General features: G+C 40.2%; 15 protein-coding genes and 1 tRNA gene. 4 read left to right on the plus strand and 12 right to left on the minus strand.

Annotated features, from left to right (window positions below):
* Nucleotides 1-29 precede the first annotated feature (29 nt).
* Nucleotides 30-920: a DMT family transporter gene (locus tag ACC612_RS07395; RefSeq protein ID WP_371853859.1), complete on the plus strand. Its 891-nt coding sequence runs from the start codon at nt 30-32 to the stop codon at nt 918-920.
* Between the two features lie 112 nt (nt 921-1,032).
* Here ACC612_RS07395 and ACC612_RS07400 read toward each other — a convergent pair whose 3' ends face one another.
* From ACC612_RS07400 to ppsA, 5 genes are all read right to left on the minus strand, one after another.
* On the minus strand, nt 1,033-2,967 hold the full coding sequence (locus ACC612_RS07400; protein WP_371853860.1) for a hydantoinase/oxoprolinase family protein: 1,935 nt from the start codon (nt 2,965-2,967) through the stop codon (nt 1,033-1,035).
* Between the two features lie 338 nt (nt 2,968-3,305).
* Nucleotides 3,306-3,572, minus strand: coding sequence for a hypothetical protein (locus ACC612_RS07405; RefSeq protein WP_371853861.1), 267 nt, complete (start codon nt 3,570-3,572; stop codon nt 3,306-3,308).
* A gap of 3 nt (nt 3,573-3,575) precedes the next feature.
* Complete coding sequence (locus tag ACC612_RS07410) at nt 3,576-4,868, minus strand: hypothetical protein (RefSeq protein ID WP_371853862.1); 1,293 nt, start codon at nt 4,866-4,868, stop codon at nt 3,576-3,578.
* Between the two features lie 499 nt (nt 4,869-5,367).
* Nucleotides 5,368-6,408, minus strand: coding sequence for an AI-2E family transporter (locus ACC612_RS07415; protein WP_371853863.1), 1,041 nt, complete (start codon nt 6,406-6,408; stop codon nt 5,368-5,370).
* 138 nt (nt 6,409-6,546) lie between these two features.
* Nucleotides 6,547-8,961 (minus strand): phosphoenolpyruvate synthase, encoded by a 2,415-nt coding sequence (ppsA, locus tag ACC612_RS07420; RefSeq protein WP_371853864.1) that lies wholly within the window; start codon nt 8,959-8,961, stop codon nt 6,547-6,549.
* 268 nt (nt 8,962-9,229) lie between these two features.
* Between ppsA and ACC612_RS07425 the strand changes: the two genes are divergently transcribed.
* The gene (locus tag ACC612_RS07425; RefSeq protein ID WP_371853865.1) at nt 9,230-9,772 is read left to right on the plus strand and encodes a DJ-1/PfpI family protein; all 543 of its coding nucleotides are present in this window, start codon (nt 9,230-9,232) and stop codon (nt 9,770-9,772) included.
* A gap of 103 nt (nt 9,773-9,875) precedes the next feature.
* Here ACC612_RS07425 and ACC612_RS07430 read toward each other — a convergent pair whose 3' ends face one another.
* Nucleotides 9,876-10,634, minus strand: a complete 759-nt coding sequence (locus tag ACC612_RS07430; RefSeq protein ID WP_371853866.1) for an MBL fold metallo-hydrolase — start codon at nt 10,632-10,634, stop codon at nt 9,876-9,878.
* 194 nt (nt 10,635-10,828) lie between these two features.
* On the opposite strand from ACC612_RS07430, the gene ACC612_RS07435 reads away from it, so the two are divergent.
* Nucleotides 10,829-10,912 (plus strand) — tRNA-Leu (locus tag ACC612_RS07435).
* 340 nt (nt 10,913-11,252) lie between these two features.
* Here ACC612_RS07435 and ACC612_RS07440 read toward each other — a convergent pair.
* The 6 genes from ACC612_RS07440 to csa3 all read right to left on the minus strand — a co-directional run bounded on the left by ACC612_RS07440 (nt 11,253) and on the right by csa3 (nt 18,910).
* Nucleotides 11,253-11,468 (minus strand): hypothetical protein, encoded by a 216-nt coding sequence (locus ACC612_RS07440; protein ID WP_371853867.1) that lies wholly within the window; start codon nt 11,466-11,468, stop codon nt 11,253-11,255.
* Nucleotides 11,469-11,490: 22 nt separating this feature from the next.
* The gene (locus ACC612_RS07445) at nt 11,491-11,850 is read right to left on the minus strand and encodes a hypothetical protein (RefSeq protein WP_371853868.1); all 360 of its coding nucleotides are present in this window, start codon (nt 11,848-11,850) and stop codon (nt 11,491-11,493) included.
* 327 nt (nt 11,851-12,177) lie between these two features.
* Complete coding sequence (locus ACC612_RS07450; protein ID WP_371853869.1) at nt 12,178-14,346, minus strand: DEAD/DEAH box helicase; 2,169 nt, start codon at nt 14,344-14,346, stop codon at nt 12,178-12,180.
* Nucleotides 14,343-15,680: an ATP-binding protein gene (locus tag ACC612_RS07455; protein WP_371853870.1), complete on the minus strand. Its 1,338-nt coding sequence runs from the start codon at nt 15,678-15,680 to the stop codon at nt 14,343-14,345. The genes ACC612_RS07450 and ACC612_RS07455 overlap by 4 nt, the downstream gene beginning before the upstream one ends.
* On the minus strand, nt 15,668-18,025 hold the full coding sequence (locus tag ACC612_RS07460) for a TerB N-terminal domain-containing protein (RefSeq protein WP_371853871.1): 2,358 nt from the start codon (nt 18,023-18,025) through the stop codon (nt 15,668-15,670). The genes ACC612_RS07455 and ACC612_RS07460 overlap by 13 nt, the downstream gene beginning before the upstream one ends.
* A gap of 285 nt (nt 18,026-18,310) precedes the next feature.
* Nucleotides 18,311-18,910, minus strand: coding sequence for a CRISPR-associated CARF protein Csa3 (gene csa3, locus ACC612_RS07465; protein ID WP_371853872.1), 600 nt, complete (start codon nt 18,908-18,910; stop codon nt 18,311-18,313).
* A 327-nt stretch (nt 18,911-19,237) separates the two neighbouring features.
* On the opposite strand from csa3, the gene ACC612_RS07470 reads away from it, so the two are divergent.
* On the plus strand, nt 19,238-22,297 hold the full coding sequence (locus ACC612_RS07470; RefSeq protein ID WP_371853873.1) for an ATP-dependent helicase: 3,060 nt from the start codon (nt 19,238-19,240) through the stop codon (nt 22,295-22,297).
* Nucleotides 22,298-22,312 lie beyond the last annotated feature (15 nt).

The following is a 22,312-nucleotide window of genomic DNA, read 5'->3' on the forward strand; positions in this document are numbered from 1 at the left end:
CAACGGCAACTCAAATCCCATCTATGGACATGTCCCAAAAAGCATATCTTGAACTGATCAGTGGAAGTATACTCTTTGGAATGGTAGGAATATTCCTTGCAAACATCCATGGGATGTCTACAGGCAGTATTATATTCTACAAGCATTTCGTAGGGATACTTTTCCTTGCGATTTATTTTTTGATGACTGGAGGGGTAAAACAACTTCTGCCAACAAAAAGAAAAAGCTACCTTTTGCTCTTGGGACTGTTCAATACATTCACTATCTTTGCATATTTTATATGCATAAGATACACTACACTATCTGCTGCGATACTTCTTCTTTACACAGCTCCTATGTATGTAACACTGCTTTCACCAGTATTCCTAAAGGAAAAAGTCAGTCTAACAGGAGTGGTTGCATTATTGTTGTCCGCAGCAGGCATTCTGTTTATTGTTGATCCTGCTGGTATGGCATCACAGCTGAATTTCGGAGAAAAGAGCTTTATCGGAATTATTGCAGGCATTATTTCAGGCATGTGTTTTGCAGGAGTTATCATCACTGTAAGATATCTTAAGGATGATTATACCGGACCGGCACAGTTATTCTGGTCAACATTCATTGGCATATTGATGCTTTCTCCTGCTGCATTTGATGTTACTTTGCCTTCAATTGCAGAAAACATCGTGATGATAATACTTTTTGCATTTGTGAATACAGCAGTTGCTTCAATACTATATATTAAAGGACTGGCCAAACTGCCAGCCCAGACCAGCAGCATAATTGCCATCATGGAGCCTGTAAGCGTGATATTCTTTGATCACGTCCTGCTGCACACTCCTATCTTCTTTAACACAATGGCAGGATGTATGTTCATCCTTCTGGGTGCTGTGCTGGCATCTTTTCGGAATGTACCTATGGTAACAGATGAAAATATGTAGGATGAAGAGATCATAGGAAGTGAAGCCTCACCCCTTAAGCTGGCCTCACAGCCATTTCTTCTCTTACTATTCTTCTCTTACTATTTTGTTCTCTTATAACAAAGCTAGGTGCTTAACAGCAATCCTGCTCAGTTTTCCTGTTTCCAACACCGAGTACAACAATTTTTGTTTCCATTGGTGTTTTCCATCCCACAGGAATTATTTCCTCTTTTTGCACATCTATTGTAATATGATTTGAATCGAGCCCGGATTCTTTCATATAACTATGGACCGTGGTTTGCCCAAGGGAAATGGCATAATCAAGTGCTTCCTTGTATTCATAGAAATTACTTTTCCCATGTTCTGAAAACACAAGGAATTCCCAATCAGGAGCTGCCATGGATGCAGGTCTTATAAGCACTTCAAATCTTCTGATCCCTTTTGCAGCTAGTGCACCGGCTGCATTCCCTACATTCGAATATTCCGGAAGGATTATTTCTGCATCCAGTATTTCCTTCATATTTTCTACAAAAGCAGTTGTAGGTCCTCCGATCAACACAACAGGAACCTCAACTTTGAACTTTGTAGGTGACTGAATATCAAATATTTTTCTTATTTCTTTTTTCTCTACTCCTTCGAGGAAGAATGAGATGAGGTCACATGCCATATTCTTGGCAAATTCTGCCTTGATGTGCCTTGCAAATTCATATCGGTCCATGCCTATCAACGAACCAAGCAGATCAGCACCTGTATTTGCAGCTTCTACATTTCTATCTGTGTATTCCCCAAGCACATGCAAAGCGTCCGTGAGTGTAAAACCTATGGGCTGTAAGAGCCTTTTTTGGATCAGGCTATCCAGTACACTGCTGGCAGGGTACTTTTTTATCCGGTTGAAGATCTCCGTTATAGAAGTAGGATGCTTTTTTACAGCATCGAGTATCTTGTTTTCCTCTTCGCTGACATTAAGTACCTGATAGTCTGTCCTTAGATAGAATTTAGTAGGCTGATAGTTGATACCCAACTGCACTTTAGTGGGCATTGGATTTGTTCTGAGATGCTCGAGGAAATCGGGATAAAGCACAGCAGCTCTGCATAGGGGAATAACTCTTCGTGGACCTATATTAATATTTTTTCCTTTGACCCAGACGTGGCTATCCCCACCCATTGCGGATGTTTCCATTTTTATTGCTTTGACCCTGGTTTTCCATCCGCCGACAACAGCTCCGGAGTCACTCATATCAGGGACACCGTTGTATATAACTGAAATGTCTGTACTGGTGCCTCCTACATCTATGACGGCACATGTATCCTTTTTTGCAAGGAAAGAAGCCCCTACAAGACTTCCGGCAGGCCCTGAAAAAATGGATTCAATGGGTTTTTTGAGAGCACTTTGTATGCCTATAACAGACCCGTCACATTTGAGCATAAATATTTTTGCATCGATTCCCCTTGACTTAATCTCTGCTTCAACGTTTGTCATGAATCTCTCAGTCACAGGAATCAGTTGTGCATTAAGGAATGCTGTCACTGCTCTTTCAAATGCTCCAAGGTCCTGAGAGAGCTCATGGCTGCAGACAACAGGAAGACCTGTAAGTTCCCTGACAATTTCCTTTGCCATCAGTTCATGATCATGGTTTCTGATACTGAAATAAGAAGATATTGCAAAAGCTGAAACCTGACTTTTTACCTGCAGGGCAAATTCCCGGATGGAATCAATATCCAAGCAGTAAGTTTCAACACCGTTGTGGTCATGACCACCGCTGACCTGTATGAAATGATTGGTTGGAAGTTCTTGTTTGATCTCATATTTTCCGATGAGTATCATGGCAACAGGAAAACCGGTACCTTCAAGTATACTATTTGTGGAAAGTGTTGTGGATACAGATACGACTTTTACATTTTTAAGACATTCAGGATCCAATCCGTTAATAGATCGCTTGATCCCATCCAGTGGGTCTGGGTAGCTTGTTAACGCTTTATTTGATTGGATAATGATATTGTCTTCATCCCTTAGAAGAACAGCATCAGTATACGTCCCTCCAGCATCTATGCCAAGGCTGTAACTCATTTTTGTCGAACTCCGTACTGATTATGTATTTGATTTGTTAGAGTGTTGGAAATACATAGTATATGTATTTTCCTACCAACAAATTCACGGCGTTAATCTAAAAAATAGCATCAATCAGCGTCATTTTATTTTTAGTTTATCAGTGATGAAAATGTAAAAACAAAACATATATATAATTGATAATTTGCGTACAATATAGGAAAAAATAAGTGAAAATCAAGTTATAAAAAGAATTTAGAATAACAATTAAATATAGAACCTAGAATGATCCAATCATATTGTTGCAATCACAATTCTTAAGGAAGGAAGCCCACGGCTTTATCCGTGGGTAGCTGACATCAAATCTCTTCAATGGTGATGTTCTCTTTTTCCAGCTCAACAATAAGAGCTTCCAATTCCTGCATTTCCTTATCCATATCTTGTATTTCAGTATCAGTTATACTTGCGTTGCCTTGCGTCAGTATTGCATCGGCAGTTGCAGTGTCATTAGCAGGTGATACATTTGGTAATGTCAGTTCAGAGGAAGTATCCCTTTTATCGGTGCACCCGGAAAGTACAATGCTACAGATGACTATAGCCAAAACAAAAATACTGGCGTACTTCATCTCTTAGTCCTCCTGTGAACTATCTTCAGACTGACTATCTGAATTGTAATTCCATTGCCTGCTTACTTCATCCGAACCTGCAGTATATGTCCCTTCTCCTGATAGTACTGCATTTCCAGTGCCTTTTACTTCCAGATCAAGGTCACTTCCTCTTACCATGATAGTAAGTCTGCTACCTGATATACTGGCCTTACCGGTAAAATTAGAATATACAAGTGCTCTTTTAAGTTCATCTGCCACAGAATTGTCCAATTTGAGCACAATTGCAGAGTCATCGTTAGTGATAGTTATTTTTGCATCGCCTGCAAGATCTTTAATCACAAGCTGTGAATCATTTATTGTCATATCTGTATCCAAATCGCCTGAAAGCACAGCAGTACCGTTTCCTTTAGCTAAAAGTATGTCATTTCCATTAAGGGAAACGAGTCCATGCCTGTATGTTTTAAGCATTTGAGAAATTTCAGCAAGTACCGAATTTGCATCTTTCAGATTTTCTGCTGAGGCACTCCAGTATTCACGTGCATTCTCATCACCGTTCTGATATGCTTCTCTTGCATGTTCTCTATTTTGCTGGGCTTGTTCCATAAAACCATTGTATTCCTGAAGCATTAACTCAAGTTCTGTGGTATTTTCGCCCTGTTGCCGGAGTGTTGCTACTTCTTTTGAAAGACGTTCTGAAAGGAACGCAGATTTATTCAAATAAAGAAATACTTTATTATCTACAAATTCTGTCCTGGTTTTATAGGCATCTTTTACCGCATCTTTCCAGATGTCACGAATAATTCTTGCAGACTCTGCAAGTTCCTTGCTTGTTGTTGCATTCTTTATATTATCTTTTTCAGCATTTAATTTAGAGATGTAGCCATCGATATCAGCAGTGACCTTATCGGCATCTACTCTATTAGAGGCATCAACTTTTTCTTTCAGATCTTCTAAATTGGATATGGTATAGTTAACAGTTTCAAGTAAATATTCCCGTTTTACTTCAAATACTTCCTTTGAAGAACCATTGATCTTACCACTGTTTATGTTAGCATTGATCTGCTGCAGTTTTTCCTTTGCAGCAAAGTACTCTTCATTTGTTACTCTCAATTGTACAGCGAATCTGCCATCTGTGCTATTATTGCCGCTCAGGAATACTTTGTTTTGTTCTTCCTCTTGGTTTTTTGCTTCTTTCACCAAGCTCTTGGTAGCTTTATTGCCATCATCAATATCTTTCGAATTTGCAGCAAAGGCACTCGTTGAAACAAGGCTTGTCAACATCAGCACAATAGCAACGTAAGTAATTAGTTTCATGATTTTCGTTTTTATCCCTTCTTGTCTATAAATATTATATAGTTAAATATTATATTTTAAACTCATATTTATATCTTGTGGATTTGGAGAAATCAAGATTCTATTGCCAGCATGCTTACTAAGAAGAATGCAGAAATGTAAGTTACTGTTTGTATATCTCTTGTATTCATATTTCTCCTATTTACCAGACGTTTTTCGTCAAACGTCTTATTAGCATCTTCAAATAAATACTCACTTTACTTTATTACTATATTTACTTCACAAAATCAACTTCAAATGCACGTGAATACTGGAGTGCCTCAGCAGAAAAAAGGTTAATTAGGCTTGACTTTACCAAATAAGCTTTAAAAATACTTTGAAGTTACAATATACAAAATGAGGTGTATAGGAATAAGATATGAAACAAAGTACATATTATTGAACTAAACTAATTCTATCGAGGACTAATTATTATTATTATTATTATTATTATTGTTATTATTAAAAAAATAAAATTGATTCAATTATTGTATTTTCTATAAGCTTCTATGTACTCTTCGTTAAACATCTTGGCGACCAAAATGAAATATGACAACAAAAGAGGACCCACTACCAAACCTATGAGGCCAAACAGATTGATGCCTATGATAATACCAAGCAGGGATATCATTGGGTGAAGAGAACCCAATTGTTTTTGGATGAAAGGCCTTACCAGATTGTCCATGGAGCTTATAATGAGACCTGCAATCAGAATGCCCACTGCTGCAACATAATCTTGCTGCAATAGTTGAATAACGGCTGCAGGAGCCCATATTACAGTTGCACCTACATATGGCATGAAGGACATGAGTGCAGCAATCGTGCCCCACAGAATAGCTCCTTGCACATCCAGCAGGAGAAAAGCTATGGTAAGCAGTCCTCCCTGGATTATGGCTATGATAAGCGATGAAACAAGGGTTGTCCTGACAATTATCCGGAATTCATCCAGCAGTTTATCTGCATTTTCCCTGTTGAAAGGAATAGCAGAATACAAGCTCTTTGCAAAACTTGAATCTTCTTCCGTTAACAGGTAGTATAACAAAAAAAACATAATGACAAACTCTATTACACGCTGTCCTATACTCTGGACTGCGCTGAGCAATACTGCACTGCTGTAATTGGCAACTGAAGAAGCTACTTCCATTACCTTACTCCTGATGTCTATATGAATGGGTAGCTGTTCCAAGTGCAAATCCATCAGAAAAGTACGCACAGTTTCAGCATAAGTAAAAACGGTTCCAATATTTTGTAATGAGCTCTGTATCTCTACAATTATGGTAGAAATCAGGTAGTATAAAGGAACTAATATGAGAAGCACGGAAAGAAAAATGGCTATAATGGCAGAAACGCTTCGAGGCAAATGTGCCCTTCGTATCATTAACTGGTATATGGGACGCAGGATGACATAGAGAATAAAAGCACCTAAAAATGCATTGAGATAAGGTAACAGAGCTTTGGCAAGCACAACTGCAAGGACACCCAGCAATAAAAGTGCCATTGCCATCTTAAAAGGACGTTCCATAAATGGCATTATGCATCAATAGTATAAAATAGTAACAGTTGGCCTGAAATAATTTAACTGACAAAAAGCAGAGCAGAATATGGGAGCAGGAGTGCAGGCGGAGGAACGGAAGAGACCTGCAATTCCTGCATATGTGGATCATCTGTACGTTTCTTCTGTTTCCAGCACTTTCATGGTGATCTTCATGATGGAATCTGGATTTAGAGATATAGAATCTATGCCTTCCCTTACAAGGAACTCTGCAAATTCAGGATAATCACTGGGTGCCTGGCCACATAGGCCGCTGTGCTTACCGTTGCGTTTAGCTCCCTGAATTGCCATGGAAACTATTTTCATGACACCGGGATCTCTTTCATCAAAGGACGATGACAGGATCTCCGAATCCCTGTCCACTCCCAGGGTAAGCTGTGTGAGATCATTGGAACCTATTGAAAAACCATCGAAGTATTTGCTGAAGTCGTCCACAAGAAGTATGTTGTTCGGGATCTCGCACATCACATAGACCTGCAGTTCATTCTCTCCTCTCTTAAGACCATGTTTTTCCATCTCTGCGATCACTTGCTTTGCCTCTTCCACGCGGCGGCAGAAGGGTATCATCAGAATGAGGTTCTTAAGACCCATTTCATCCCTTACTTTTTTCATGGCCTGGCATTCCAGAGCAAAGCCTTCACGGTACCTGTCATCATAGTATCTGGAAGCGCCCCTAAATCCTAGCATGGGGTTGCTTTCTTCTATCTCGAAGTATTTTCCTCCCAGCAGACTTGCGTATTCGTTGGACTTGAAGTCACTCATGCGCACTACAACAGGTTTAGGATAGAAGGCTGCAGCGATCGTGCCCACTCCCTGGGCCAGCTTTTCAACAAAATAATCTGTCATGCTGCTATAGCCCCGGGTCAGTTGCCTGATATTGGAAAGCGTAGTTTCGTCTTTTACCTTTTCGGGATGTACCAGAGCCATGGGGTGGACCTTGATGTAGCTGGTGATTATAAACTCCAGCCGTGCCAGTCCTATACCATCGTTTGGGATCATTGAAAGAGAAAAGGCTTCTTCAGGATTACCGAGGTTCATCATTATTTCGGTTTTGGGACGCTTGAGACCTTTTAGATCCACTGTTTCTACATGGAAAGGCAGGATGCCTTCGTATACCCTGCCCACATCTCCTTCTGCACAGCTTACGGTTGCTTCTGTGCTTGTACTGAGTTTTTCAGTTGCATTTTCCGTACCCACCACTGCAGGGATACCTAACTCTCGGCTCACAATGGCTGCATGGCATGTCCTGCCACCTTTGTTAGTAACTATTGCAGCTGCTGTTTTCATGACCGGTTCCCAGTCCGGAGTGGTGGTATCAGCAACAAGTATCTCGCCAGGACGGAAACTGGGAAGCTGGGATACCTCAGTGATAACACGGGCTTTTCCGGCTGCGATCTTGCCTCCCACGCTCCTGCCTTCAGCAAGTACTGTGCTGCGCTGATCAAGATAGTAGGTTTCCAGGATATCGCGTGACCTGTGGGCCTGTACCGTTTCCGGCCTGGCCTGTACTATGAAGAGTTCGCCTGTCATGCCATCCTTGGCCCATTCTATATCCATGGGCACGGGCTTTCCAGCTTTGTTAGAATAATAGTCCTCTATAGTGACGGCATACTTAGCCAGGGTTAGTATTTCCTCATCGTTTATGCAATACCTGCGCCTGTATGATTCAGGAACATCTACATTGCGAGTCTGGATTTTGGAATCCCCCACACCGTAGATCATTTTTATGTCCTTGCTGCCCAGCTTTTTCTGGATGATGGGCTTGTAACCTGCTTTAAGCGTGGGTTTGAACACATAGAACTCATCGGGGTTTACTGCCCCCTGCACAACGTTTTCACCCAGGCCGTAAGCTCCTGTTATGAAAACCACATCTTTAAAACCGCTTTCTGTGTCAATGGTGAATATAACACCACTGGAAGCCAGGTCCGAGCGTACCATTTTCATGACACCGATGGAAAGACCGACTTTGAAGTGATCGAAGTTGTGTGTGACGCGGTATGATATTGCCCTGTCCGTGAAAAGGGAGGCAAAACAACGGGTACATGCGATCTTCAGGGCTGGATAGCCATGTACATTAAGATACGTTTCCTGCTGGCCGGCGAAAGAAGCAGTGGGAAGGTCTTCGGCAGTAGCAGAACTGCGGACTGCTACATCGGTATCAGGCCCGTACTCCTCACAAAGCCTGTCGTATGCAGCCTTGATCTCTGCCCACAGATCATCTGGAATTCCGGCCTCCAATATAATGTCTCTTGCTTTTCGGCCTCTTATGGACAAGTCCTCTACATTAGAGGTATCGAGACCTTTCATGACATTTTTCAGGGCATCGACAGAACCTGCGGCTTGCAGCATGTGCCAGTATGCATCTGCTGTAATGGCAAAACCATTGGGAACTTTGATACCTGTGTTTTGGAGTTCTCTGTACATTTCCCCAATGGAAGCGTTCTTGCCCCCTACCTCTGGTATGTCTTCAATCCTTATTTCCTCAAACCAGCGGATGTATCTTGCTGCAGATGTTGTTTTCATAAAAATCCCCCTTATTTTTTGTTTTCCTTTGCTTGTAAATAGGCTGGCTATCTGCGATAAATATTTATTCCTTAATTAGAACATAGGGTTTTAGGGACAAAATACGTGCCTTATGTGCAGGTATAAATTATGCTAGTGTTTGCCTGCACTTCTGCGTGTGAGGATGAGATGGATGTATACCTGTTACTGTTGTGTATACTTGTCTTATTGTGGTACAGCATGCAGATAAAACACAGATATAATATTAAAATTTCATAATAGTGATCTTATGAGTTCGGAACTTGAAGATAAAAAAATATTGATGGTGGTTGCCCAGGATAACTTCAGAGATGAAGAGTACTTTGAACCAAGAGATGTCCTGGAAGACGCAGGTGTGAGCATTACTGTTGCCAGCAACAGCACAAAGGAAGCTCATGGCGCGCTTGGGGGCAAGATTAAGCCAGATCTCAGTATAAAGGATGCCATCATGGCTGAATTTGACGGCCTTATCATTGCAGGCGGTGGAGGTTCAAGAGAACACCTCTGGCCTAGCAAGGATTTGCAAAGGCTTGTCAAGGACGCTTTTGATCAGGACAAGATTGTAGCAGCTATATGTGTGTCACCAGTGGTGCTTGCAAGGGCAAAGGTCCTGGAAGACAGGGATTGCACTGTGTTCAAGGATAAGGAATGCATTGCAGAGATCGAGAAATACGGTGGTATCTACAAGGATAAGGATGTAGTTGTGGACGGGAACATTGTTACTGCAAGAGACCCGAAGACTGCCGAAAAGTTCGGACATGCAATTGTAGACCTGCTTGCAGCAGAAGAATGAGAGTAATCAGATTTGATTACATCTCTTTAATCTGTCTACTTTTTTACTTATTTTCAGATACTTATATATGTTTTTAATGTGTAATATGCATTGATTACACAGGTTATACATCTACTTGCATCAAGTCTTCTGCTATGTGCACTTCTTTGGGGAAGACTGTGTGTATATGATCGATGGCTTCCTGCTCATGCCCCTGCATGTGCGGGTATAGATGTGTCAGGTAAAGCCTATCCACATTCAGGGGATGCTTTGAGATGTGGGCTGTGAGCATATCGGGGGTGGTATGGTTATCCACTTCAAATCCCAGTGGGAAGGAGCATTCGTACACCAGGACATGCGCTCCCTGGGCAAGTTCGGTGAGACTATGACAGGGTTCTGTGTCACCTGTGTAGACGGCGATCCTGCCTGCGTGTTCCACTCTGTAACCAATTGTTGTTACACTATGGCGTCCGTGTGCGGTGTGAATGGTGCAGTCTGCCACATTTACAACATCACCGCCTGTAAGTTCGGTGATCTTTACCTGTAGCCTGTCCCTGAGGTATGGGTAAAGTTCCATGAGTTTGTAGAACCATCCTGCTGTACCCACAGGCCCGTAAATGTGTGCCTGGGTAAGTCCTACGAGCCAGTTGGCCTTGATAAGCCCCAAAAGGTCCGAGACATGGTCCAGGTGTAGGTGTGTCAGAAAGATGGTATCAATATCCCGATGGTCATAACCACTTTCGTAAATCCGTTGCAGTATGCCGCATCCGCAGTCAAAGAGCAGGGGTTTTTTCTTCCCGCCGACCTCTACTTCCATAATAAGCCCGGACTGTGCCCTTGCCTGAGGGATGCCTGTGCCTGTGCCTAAGAACGTGAGTTTCATAGATGAAGAATAAGGCTTAAGTAACTTAACTTTAATTATGGGGTAGTCCACACTGGGAGAAGTCCACAACAACTATTCTTCAAGCGAGGGTTGCCCAGCTGGTCAAAGGCGCCAGACTTAAGAAAAAGAGTGAAGGACTTACCAAAAAGACAAAATAGAAAAAAAAGAATCAGTGACAAAAACCAAATCAATGTGCGAGGGTTGCCCAGCTGGTCAAAGGCGTCGGACTTAAGATCCGATTTCGAAGGAATTCGTGGGTTCAAATCCCATCCCTCGCATTTTAATTTCTTTCAGTTTATCTAGCAAATCAAAAAGATTCCTTTCTTCTAAAAATATCAGAAGTAAATAACAATAAAATCCATAGAAACTTCTAAAAGTATCCCTCACCGTTTTTACTTCATAAGACTTATTTCCAAAAATTAGCTTTTTTGAATCACTTTCATGATAGTAATCAGCATGAGCAATTTTGTTTCTAATAATTCCCGATTTTAGGGAAATGGGACCATGAATTGTTACCAAGTCTTTTTCCATTTGTCTAATTATAAAGTTGAGTTATTAATCTATCAATAAAATCTATGCTTTGTGAATCTAATTTTTCGCTTTGTGTAACTAACTCATCTAAAAAGGCATAAAATTTTTATGAATATATGAAATCCAATTATAAAACTCTTCTAGATTGTTTGGGCACTTTGTCTCAAATTCCTCATCAACCAATTGCATAAAGCTAGTTGGAATTTTGACATTTAATTCGGATTCAATGTCATTAAAGCGTTTAACTATTTCATCCTTAGCTTTTGGCTTGAGCTTTTTAAATGCATCTGAATCTACACTCATGTTTCCTGTTTTCCCTTTTTTGTTAAAAGAAGAATAGCAAAATAACTCCTAAAGCATAAATCACAAGAGATTTTTTGTCTGTAAATTTCCAGTTCTTAATAGAATGATTTACTGCACTCATACCCACTATAATAACTGCGCCTAACATATTCAGCAATGAAAATTGTGCTGTAATACTTTGCCAGAATTCTTGGACAAATAAAGTAAGGTATCCACTTAAAAGAATGGAAATTAAATATATTAAAAGAGCTCTTTCTTTACTACAAAATTTGCCTCCACTGTTAAAGGAGTAAGCGGTAGTTGTATAGAAAATACCACCAAAAAGTGCCATTGTAGAACCTGTAAGCATGAGGTCAAGATTTTCTTGAATAAGATTGAACATAAGAATATATTATACTGTCTGGATAAATAATTATTTACTATGTTTGATTAAACCAGGTAATCAGTATCAAGTTATGTATAATGTGGGCGAGACATGTCCTGAAGTTAATCCGTAATAGCATTCATTTTTGAGGCTCAATCCATGAAAATAGGAAGAACAATTTCAATTTACTTACCAGATGCCAATTCACAAGGCATAAAGATTTGTGAGAAATCTGAGAAAGGATTATCCAGAAGTTATTGAGCCACATGAAACCAATAAACAACGAATCTTATTCTAAGTGAATGGGAAAAAACACAGCGAGTGCAGTTGCACCTCGCTCTATTATTATAGTCCTTTCAGTACCTCAACGGCCGCTTTCACGTCCAATTCGTTATAAAGAAATGCCATTCGCAATAATTCATCAGGAACCATTTTATCATATTTATCAACTCTTGGTACTTGATTTTCGGGTAGTACCAAATCGGGGTCATGGAAGTTGATTTGAAGTTTGGACAGCTTATCGGTAAACTCGGCAACAGACATGTCACTTGTTATCTGCAAATAATGATGTCCCTCAAAAACGGAATAAATTCGAAGTGAATCTTTCAGACTGCATGTTAGCAGATTCTTAATTGTCTCTAATGTTTTACTTCCTACCCACGGACACAAGTAAAACGATCGCTCAGCATAAGGAATAATACTTTTTTGCAGTATCCCTGCTTCTCTGGCAATAAAGCGCGCATCATCTATGATCTGCGATGCTTTAGGCTGCAAATAACTATATCTAATATCCTCCCTCAAAATTTGCCTAATTCTCTGGATAATTTTTGTATGAATACGGCCTCCAGAACCATTCCAACATGGTATGCGGTTGTTTTTTACAGGGTTAACATATATGATTTTACGTTCTTCATCAACATCAAGTACCTTCCATGTTCGACCAGCCAAAATAAAGACTTCGCCTACAATTGGACAGCTGTCCAATGTGCCGATTTCGCCGTCTTGACTGTGTACATGATAAGCCTGTTCATCTTGAAACACCGCATAGAAAGAATAATGGTTTGTAATCCTTTCGCCTTTTAAGCCAACGATGATATTTCCGTCTTCAATACGCTGCAAATAGTCATTAGCCAGCATGTGCTGCAATAGTTTGCGATATTCCTCTTGGTTGACTGTACTATAGAAAGCGGGAAGCTTCAAGACATTTCTTGCTAGCTCAGAGGGACTAAGTTCACCAAATGTCATTAAAGTGCTGAGCGTTTGATGTGCCAACAAGCTGAACGGTTTTGCCTTAAGCTCAAATGGTTCTACCCAGTGCTCCTCAAGATAAAGCTGAATGATTGCAATGGTACGCAATAATTCCCATGGCATTTGCTCAAAAGGGTTTCTGTCTGATGGTTTATATACGTCAAGAAACATCATTTGCGATTTTCCACTGCGTCTTCCAGAACGCCCAAGACGCTGCACAAAGCTTGCGCAGGAATAGGGTGCACCAATTTGTATAGTAGAATCTAAGTCGCCAATGTCGATGCCCAATTCCAATGTCAGTGTGGCAGCTGCAACGGTAGGTCCATTAATGTCTCTCAAAGCAGATTCCGCTTCATGCCGGAGAGAGGCTGAAACACTGCCGTGGTGGACATAAAATACATCTCTCTCATTCTTCTTCAGTGCAATTTCTTTCATGTCGGCAATTGTTTTTTCTGCATCACCTCTACTATTAGTAAAAATCAAGCACTTCTTACCATGGCAGTTTTCATAAAGAAAATCATTATATTCCTGCATAACTTTTTCGGCTTCTTCAGGGTCATTGGGTAGTATAAAACTTTCAGCGCACAATGAAATTGTACGTTTGTGATGTTTGATACCCACTGCCTGTACTTTTCGTTTGCTTCCTGCTGCTAAAAATTGCATGGCCGTTTCATAGTCATTCAGCGTTGCGGAAAGTCCAATGCGTCTAGGTTTACAGTTTGCAACTTTTTCTAACCGTGATAAGAGACAAAGCACTTGCAAACCACGATCTGTTCCCATAAGCGCATGAATTTCATCGATGATTATAAATCGCAAATCAGAGAACAAACGTGTTACATCACCAGAACGGAGCATCAACAATGCTTCCAGTGATTCAGGCGTAATTTGGAGTACTCCCTGTGCCTCTTTTAGCGCACGTTTTTTCATCGCTTGCGATACATCCCCGTGCCAAGGCCAGACAGGGATATAACTTTCCTCAAACAATTCACTAAGCCTTTCAAATTGGTTGTTAATCAGCGCTTTTAACGGTCCAATATACATAACGCCAATTGTATCTGGATAATTTTGATATAGAGAGGTCAATATGGGAAAAAAAGCCGCTTCTGTTTTGCCAGAAGCAGTTCCTGAAGCGATGATAACATGATCATCTGTGTCCAGAATTGCTTCACAAGCCTCGACCTGGACCTCACGCAGATCTGTCCACTGTTTTCTATAAATATATTCTTGTATAAATGGCGCATAGCGCTCAAAAGCTGTCTGGCTCATATATCAAACTCGGCGAAGAGATCATCATCTTTTATGGATACATCCTCAGGGTTTAGTTCCGCACTCTTTACTGAGAATCCTCTTTCTGTTATCAGCATATCAAAAGTAAGATTGGGATTTTGATGCAGAATATTCAGAAGACCTAAAAAATCTCTAGTAATCTCACGTGGGGTCAACAATTGATCCGCACCTAAACGTGCAATTACAGTGTTAATAAAGGCAACGAGTTCTTTTTCTCCAAAAGGGCACGAGTATGTGTAATACGCACCATGAAGTTCACAAAGTCGTTGTAACAATACGTAAATCTCTTCGACAGAGAGTTGATTGAGCTTAATTACAGGACTCGTATAATCCACAAAACCCTGGGCACCAAAACGATTATCAGCAAGACGTGAGCGCAATGCTTCATAGTTAAAAAGGCCTCTGCGTTCATCGTAAATAAACTGAGGTGTTCCGCTAAGAAAAACACCAATATATTGCGCTTTCCCCTGCATGGTATCATTAAAAATAGTTAATATTTTCTCGTAGTTACTATCCCTGGCTTGTTTGTGTGTAATCTTATAAAGATTCACGCCTTCATCCAAAAACAACAACAAACCTTTATATCCAGTTTTGGCTACAAAAACAGCAAATAACTTTAAAAATTCATACCAGCTTTGGTCATCTATGATGCAATCCACCGATAGATACTGACGAGCTTCGGTTTTTGTAGCAAATTCTCCTCGAAGCCATCGCAACGAAGCCTGCTTCAAATTTTCATCCCCAGTTTTCATTCCTCGCCAGTAAGCCTCAATAACAGAAGAAAACGCAAAACCGTATACCATTTCAGACAGATCGGTCAAGACTTCGCTTATTTCACTGCTGACAGCATCAACAATTTCGGGGTCACCTGGATGAAAACCTTTTGCTTTTGTTATACTGGACTGTAAAGAACTGATCCATTTTTGCAGAATAGATTCAAGCGCACTCCCTTCTGGTCTTGTGAGCGTTGAAAGATGCTGCATAAGCTCACGATAGGTAGCAAGCCCTTGACCCTTTGTTCCGGTAAGACGGTGCTCTGGGGACAAATCTGCATCGGCTACTACAAAATTCCGTTCCATTGCATTGTTACGAATCATTTGCAGCAAAAAGCTTTTTCCGCTGCCGTATTGCCCAGAAACCAAGCGGAAAGATGCACCACCGTCTTCGATGGTCGCAAGGTCATGTAAAAAGGCATTTACTTCACTTTTTCTGCCAACAGCTATATGTCGCAGACCGATTCTGGGCACCACTCCTGCGGTTAATGAGTTCATAAGAGCCGCTGACTCACGGCGACTGATCTTTACAGACTGCATTTTATTTTCTCCCTTGCAACAGATTGTTTGAGTAAATCTATGTATTCGTCCAAAATCTGAGGTTTCTGATCTGCAGTATCAACAATAATTTCTCCAATTATCTGCAATGCCAGCTCATTAATATCATCTAAGAGGAGCTGCGGCATTGTAAGTGCTTCATCGGCAATTGTTTCTAAATCACTCTGTGGTTTTTCACTTGTTATCAGCACATAGAGAGATTTTTGTTGTACCGGTAAAAGAGAATCAACAAACTCTTTCATCTCAGGTTTTAATACTGATGAATCAAATAATCTAGAGCCATTTCCTTCGGATAAAGTTGCAGTTTTGTTCTTATAAATATACTCAAGCTCATCCTGGTAATCATCTTCGGCGATTATTTTGGAAGCCTCTGCCACTAAAAGTGAGCAACCGAGATAACGTTCAGCCAAACGGTTAATCTCCGCTATCAAAGTTTCATCTCCCTGAGTTGCACTGCACTCCCATGATGATTTCTCCAATCGGTCTAAAAGATTGCGTGCGCTGGGTGAAATAGCGGTATAGATTGCGGTGACTTCTTGAACATCGGTTAATAACGCTTTTTTATCAGGAATGGTTGTTTCCTTCACTTCAAGCGCTGTACGCACAGCATCTGAATCTAATCTGAGTTTTTTAATCTTTTCAACATCTAATAGGACTTTTGGCTCTTTCAGAGGCTCATTTTCTTGTGTCGCCTGTAGCCCATATTGCTTTTTCAAGAATTTTTTAACCAGTTTTGCAGTTTCCTCATCAATCGTTACACCGCGTAATCGTCCCTTGCATCCTCGCAATTCACGCAGAGTATTTTCGCTATACCTGACAAGCTCATTGATATAGACTCTTAACTTGGGATATGTGGAGTAATCCTTTGCGGTAGCGTATGTTTTTTTGTTGGCGTATGGGCATACGGCACTTGTAAAAGCATAATATTCCTGCTTTTCTATACCAGGTGGTCCATAAGTATCTAAAATTCCTTTTTGTTTATTTTTACGTAAAGCAGAATCTGCTAGTGTAATCACCCTTGGGATCGCTTCATGCATGAGATCTTGATTCCCATCTTTGTAAAATTTGCTGTTAACAAGAGGATAATCACATAAGTTATTAATCAACGAGAAAGGAAGCTTAAGCGGCATATCTTCCGCATGTCGTGATATTAAAATATCTGTCATGGAAGAGGGATATAATATAGAATGATCATCTACACCGGAAAAACTATATTCCAAATTGTATTGCTGCGTGAAATCAAATGTCCATCTCCTTAGATAATACTCTAAGGAAGAGGATTTTTTTCGATATGCTGCCCATAATTGGATGAATTTTTGATGTCCCTCCTGTGGATCTTGCCACCCGATACCGCTGAGAAGCTCATAAACCAACACAAAAATGTAACTCACATCGGTATCCATGTAATTTCCTTGGCGAATTTGTGAGCGCCAATAAAAGTACCATGCTTGTTGATCCTTGTTCATACTGTCATACGTTGGATAGTAAGTCTTAAAGGGGACAAATGCTGCAGTTTTCTCTTCTCTTAAAGCATTCCTCTTCATATCTGTGAAAAACTTTGTGTATGAAGAGTTTTCAAGAGAAATGGAAACACTAACATTCTCCGAAACATATGAAGGTTTTACAGGAATTGACTGTTTTTCTTCCTGTTCTCCAGAAACAACAATATCGGAAAATCCATTAGAGACAGCAGTATTTTCAGAAACGAAAACACTGACATCTTCCGAAACATATGAAGGCTTTACAGGAAGTGATTGTTTAGACTCCTGTTCTCCGGGAACAACAATATCGGAAAATCTATTTTTATACTCCTGTTCCTTAGAAGCAACAACATTGGGAAACTCACTGGCTGTGGAAGTGCTTTTAGGAGAAAAGTCACCCCTAACACCTTCCAACACAGAAGAAGGCATTACAGAAATTGATTGTTTTAACTCTTGTTCCTCGGGAACAACAATATCGGAAAATCCATTAGATACCGAGGTGCTATTCTGAATAGGAGTTGTTTTTGTTTGTGTAGTGGACTTCACCGAATCGCCGATAATCTGCGTTTTTACGTTTCGATATGCTATATCATAATGAACTATACCCAATATCCAAATAAGAGCAGATAAGGAGGTATTTGTAAATGTTATTACTGCATAAGCGATAGCACACATGACATTTAGAGTACTGGAGTTAATCAGGCCGAGATAGAGCAACGAGATCCAATTAAAAGCTGGCATAAAAGAAAGGATTCTAAAACCTTTTCCAGGTAATTTTCTTCGTCTACTATTTGCGGAAATATATTTCACAGTCGCATCCGGTTGAAGTTTTTCAAGTTTACTCATAATCACATGCCTGAAAACATTAATTAAATCAGATTTTTATTCATGAAGTGTTTTCTATAAAAGATAGCACTAATCTTCTTAAGTCTTGTTCTTTTGCAGTAATTTCCTCACACTTTACTTATCATCGTGTAGTATTTCTCTTTTTTCTCGGGGCTATATCCGTAGGAATAGTAAAAACTCTTCAAATATTTTTATTAAAATTCTCTTCTTAAAGTTCAACAAACACGACTACATATTTTTACAGTATTTTTAGTTACGCTGCCAGATACTACTCCGAATTATTGATCATATAACTGCTAACCTACCAGAATCCGTTAGTGAATACCCACCATTATCCGAAATATATCCCATCGCCTTTAATTCCCTCAAGTGGTTATATGCCATACCTTTTGAGATGCCCACATTGGCGGCAATGTTCTCTACTGCAGATGTTCCACCTTGTATAAGCTCCAGAATTGCCTTTTTTGTAGGAGATAAGTTAAAGCTTAGAATGGGGAACTCGATCATGAAATTATCTTCTTCAGTGACATACACCACCTTCTTAACCATGTCGCTGCGGGCATAAGCACCAAACAATGCACCAAATGCCTGGGGTTTTCTTCCTCCGGATACATTTATCAGGACACTTCTGCCTAAAGCATGCTCTTTTTCGATAATGTCGGCAACGTCCTTTGCAACCCTTACGGGGTCATATAATGATGTAATTGCTTTTTTGACCTCTATCACCTTGCCAAAGGTGGCTTCGAGTGTATTCTCTGCTTGGACCTTTCTTTCAACTGCATTTTCTTCGGTAAGAATGATTATCCTTGAAGGGGAAAGCCTGGTCACACATACCAGCACAGGTTCAAGGTTGTAAAGCGTGGTTATTAAGGTTGAATCTGTCATTGTTGTTATATTCAAATGAATGGTATATATTTGTTATTAATCAGGAATCATTAATTACAAGTCACTATATAGGCATATATATGTGTACTATCAGAGACTTTATATCTAATATAGTTTGTATATAGTAAACATTTACAAACAAATATGGTACATGTATTGTTTAGTGAATAGGTGTGCCTGGTTGGAGCGGTGGTACGCGACGGATATAGAGAAGGTAGCAACAGGTTATTCTGTCCTCAATCATGAAATTCCAGCAGGATTAAATAAAAAGATTTTAATTGAAATTGATGGCAGACTAATTTGATTTTGTAAAAAGGAGAGATGATATTGGTTGGAACAAAACTAAATTCAGACCAGTTAAGAGCAGTATCCTACACAGAAGGACCCCTGCTCATTCTAGCAGGCCCGGGTTCGGGAAAGACCTTCACAATAACTGAGAAGATCGTGAAACTTATAGAGAACGGCCTCAAACCTGAAAGGATACTGGCTCTGACATTCTCGGACAAGGCTGCTGGAGAGATGGAAGAAAGAATAGAGAGAAACAGAAACTCTGGAAGCGGTATCGAGGTATCTACATTCCATTCATTTTGCAATAATATCATCAGAGAATTCTCCTTTGACCTTGGAATAAACTCTAGGGCCAGGCTTATTTCAAAAGAGCATTCGAGTGTATGGGGCATAAAACACATCGACATATTCGGGTTTGAGAACATCACCATTCCAGCATCTCCTTATGATCTTATTGACAACTTGCTTGAAGGTGTTTCCCAGTTCCAGGATCATCTAATACTACCCTCAAACATCCATAATTATGTTGATACACAGCTATCCTTGGAAGCCAAATTGGATGAAGAAAAAATTGACACTCTTCTGAAATTACGGGATCTTGCCAGGTTCTATGAACATTACCAGCAATATAAACATAACAGGGACTTCCTTGACTACGACGACATGATCTCAAAGACGTGTTTGTTGCTTGAGAAAAACAGTGTTGTCAGGAACGAAGTCAGAAGTCGTTATGATTACATTCTTGTTGATGAATTCCAGGACACAAACTATTCTCAGCTATATCTGGTCAGTCTACTGGCAGATGGAAATAACCTGACATGCGTGGCAGATGATGACCAGTGTATTTATCGTTTTCGGGGAGCCTATCTTTCTAATATAAGGCAGTTGCAGGAGTACTATCCTGATATTGAAAAGATAGCTCTTGAGTTAAATTACCGTTCCAGTTCACAAATAGTTGAACTTTCCAGACAGCTTATCGGATTCAATCCGGAGAGGGAAGAAAAGGAAATAGTTTCTGCAAATGGTGACGGTTCAAAGGTCATGGTAGTGAAGGCGCCGGATGATACAAGCGAAGCTGAATGGGTGGCATCAGAGATCAATCAATTAATTAACGAACAGGGATTGGAACCTAAAGATATCTACATATTAACAAGGAAATGTGCTGACGGTAAAAAATTCAGTGATGCACTCCATAAGTACCTCATACCTTCAGAATATGTTGGCTCATTGCAGTTGAACCACTTCCCTATAGTTCAGGAAGCAATTGCCTATATGCGAGTAGTGGCAGACCCATTCAATAATGGTGTTGCTTTTGCAAAGATATTTGGTAGAGAAGGCTTAAGTGAACATAATCTTCAGAAAATCAATATGCTTGCACGCAAGTTAAGTAAGGAAGAGGATATTCAAGGTGATGGTATCTATTCTGTTCTGTCACACCATCTTGAGGAAGCTGGTATTACCCAGGAACCTCTTGTAAAGTCCATTGTTGCAAGACTTGATGAGCTTACTAAATTTAAGAAAAATCATCTACCTTCTGACACTGTCAAGTACCTGCTTACAGATATGGCAGATATCTATCGTTCACAACTAAAAGAGGACAGCGTTCAATCAAGAAAGAACATCAAAATCCTTAATTCGCTAGTGTCCATGGTCGAAGATCTTGAACTTATAGATGGTGGTTCTGAGTTTGAGATGGTAATTGAACATTTAGACCTCGTTTTCAATCTTGAAATTGAAGATGGAGAGTCCACCGATGACAATGCTGTCAAGATAATGACAATACACCAGTCAAAGGGGAAGGAAGCAAAGGTTGTTTTTGTATGTGATATGGCGGCAAGACACCTTCCACTTCAGCTCACACGTAAGAAGTTTACTGTTCCTACCGAGTTGGCAAAGGGTGTTCAGAGAGATGCTGATGATAAAACCTTGCACCTTGAAGAGGAACGAAGGCTTGCATATGTAGCAATGACAAGGGCAAAAGAACAACTTTACCTTGTATTTCCAGAGAGGTATACAGGCAATAAACGTGGTGTAAAACCCAGTGAGTTCCTTGAGAATATTGGATATGTGGACAATCCACTTGTGGACTTCATTGAAGCTCCCTGCTATGAGGAGAACTGCGATGTTGTTGAAGATTCGACATTGAAAAGGAAAAAGGATGAGCTTGAACGTCTTGTAAGAACATATACTAGTCAGGGACAGATAAAACAGGCTATTGAGTCTTTGATTGTGCTTGCTCAGATTAGGGAACTTGAATCAAATGGTAACCTTCAGGCTTTTGATGCTTCAGAACTATTGCGGGTAAATCCGGTTCCTTCAGATGAATTGGAATTAATGGTTGACGGCAAGTTACCACCACTGGTTAAAGATGATATGCGTTTTTCTGCATCAGCTATCAGGATGTATGAAGATTGTCCGCTTAAGTTCAAGTATAGTTATGTGCTCAAAATACCAACACCACAAAAGACCTTTTTCCAGGTAGGTACGGATGTTCATGCGGTTTATGAGCAAATGTCCAGGTTGATGATGCAGGGAGAAAGCCCTGATATTTCTGTAGCTAGAGAACTACTTGAGTCTATATGGGATCCTTCTGGTTTTGATTCTGAAACACAGGAACATCAAGAACACGACAAGATGCAAAAGATGCTTGATTTCTGGATGGATTTTGAAAGTACTAATCCCAATGAAACAATCGAGGTCGAGAAATGGTTTGACCTAAGTCTTGATGGTGCTAAGTTCGGAGGTTCTATAGATCGTCTGGATAAGACACCTGATGGAGATTATATTGTTATCGATTACAAGACAAATAAGACTCCTTACTCCAAAAAAGAGTTGCTTGATGATGTCCAGATAGCTCTTTACTGCACTGCTGTAAGGGAAATGTATGGTAAGTTACCAATGCAGGCAGGCCATATGTATGTGAATCCTGGTGTTGCTGAAATGAGGTTGATTGATGTGAGCGAGGAAGGTGTTGAGGCTGTTGTTAATAAGATCAAGGAAAATGTAATTCGCATATTAGGGGAAGATTTTGAAGTGAAGGAAGAACCTAACTGTCGGTTCTGTGACTATAAGGGAATATGTGATTTGAACCGAGAATAATACCATACAATAGGT

This window comes from Methanomethylovorans sp. (assembly GCF_041447285.1).
Classification (GTDB): domain Archaea; phylum Halobacteriota; class Methanosarcinia; order Methanosarcinales; family Methanosarcinaceae; genus Methanomethylovorans.

Excerpts from the sequence above, each read along its gene's own strand:
- ACC612_RS07395 (WP_371853859.1), top strand. The coding sequence starts at position 30 with ATGTCCCAAAAAGCATATCTTGAACTGATCAGTGGAAGTATACTCTTT.
- ACC612_RS07405 (WP_371853861.1), bottom strand. The coding sequence starts at position 3,572 with ATGAAGTACGCCAGTATTTTTGTTTTGGCTATAGTCATCTGTAGCATT.
- csa3 (WP_371853872.1), bottom strand. The coding sequence starts at position 18,910 with ATGACAGATTCAACCTTAATAACCACGCTTTACAACCTTGAACCTGTG.
- ACC612_RS07415 (WP_371853863.1), bottom strand. The coding sequence starts at position 6,408 with ATGGAACGTCCTTTTAAGATGGCAATGGCACTTTTATTGCTGGGTGTC.
- ACC612_RS07455 (WP_371853870.1), bottom strand. The coding sequence starts at position 15,680 with ATGCAGTCTGTAAAGATCAGTCGCCGTGAGTCAGCGGCTCTTATGAAC.
- ACC612_RS07460 (WP_371853871.1), bottom strand. The coding sequence starts at position 18,025 with ATGAGTAAACTTGAAAAACTTCAACCGGATGCGACTGTGAAATATATT.
- ACC612_RS07430 (WP_371853866.1), bottom strand. The coding sequence starts at position 10,634 with ATGAAACTCACGTTCTTAGGCACAGGCACAGGCATCCCTCAGGCAAGG.
- ppsA (WP_371853864.1), bottom strand. The coding sequence starts at position 8,961 with ATGAAAACAACATCTGCAGCAAGATACATCCGCTGGTTTGAGGAAATA.
- ACC612_RS07425 (WP_371853865.1), top strand. The coding sequence starts at position 9,230 with ATGAGTTCGGAACTTGAAGATAAAAAAATATTGATGGTGGTTGCCCAG.
- ACC612_RS07450 (WP_371853869.1), bottom strand. The coding sequence starts at position 14,346 with ATGAGCCAGACAGCTTTTGAGCGCTATGCGCCATTTATACAAGAATAT.
- ACC612_RS07440 (WP_371853867.1), bottom strand. The coding sequence starts at position 11,468 with ATGAGTGTAGATTCAGATGCATTTAAAAAGCTCAAGCCAAAAGCTAAG.
- ACC612_RS07445 (WP_371853868.1), bottom strand. The coding sequence starts at position 11,850 with ATGTTCAATCTTATTCAAGAAAATCTTGACCTCATGCTTACAGGTTCT.
- ACC612_RS07410 (WP_371853862.1), bottom strand. The coding sequence starts at position 4,868 with ATGAAACTAATTACTTACGTTGCTATTGTGCTGATGTTGACAAGCCTT.
- ACC612_RS07400 (WP_371853860.1), bottom strand. The coding sequence starts at position 2,967 with ATGAGTTACAGCCTTGGCATAGATGCTGGAGGGACGTATACTGATGCT.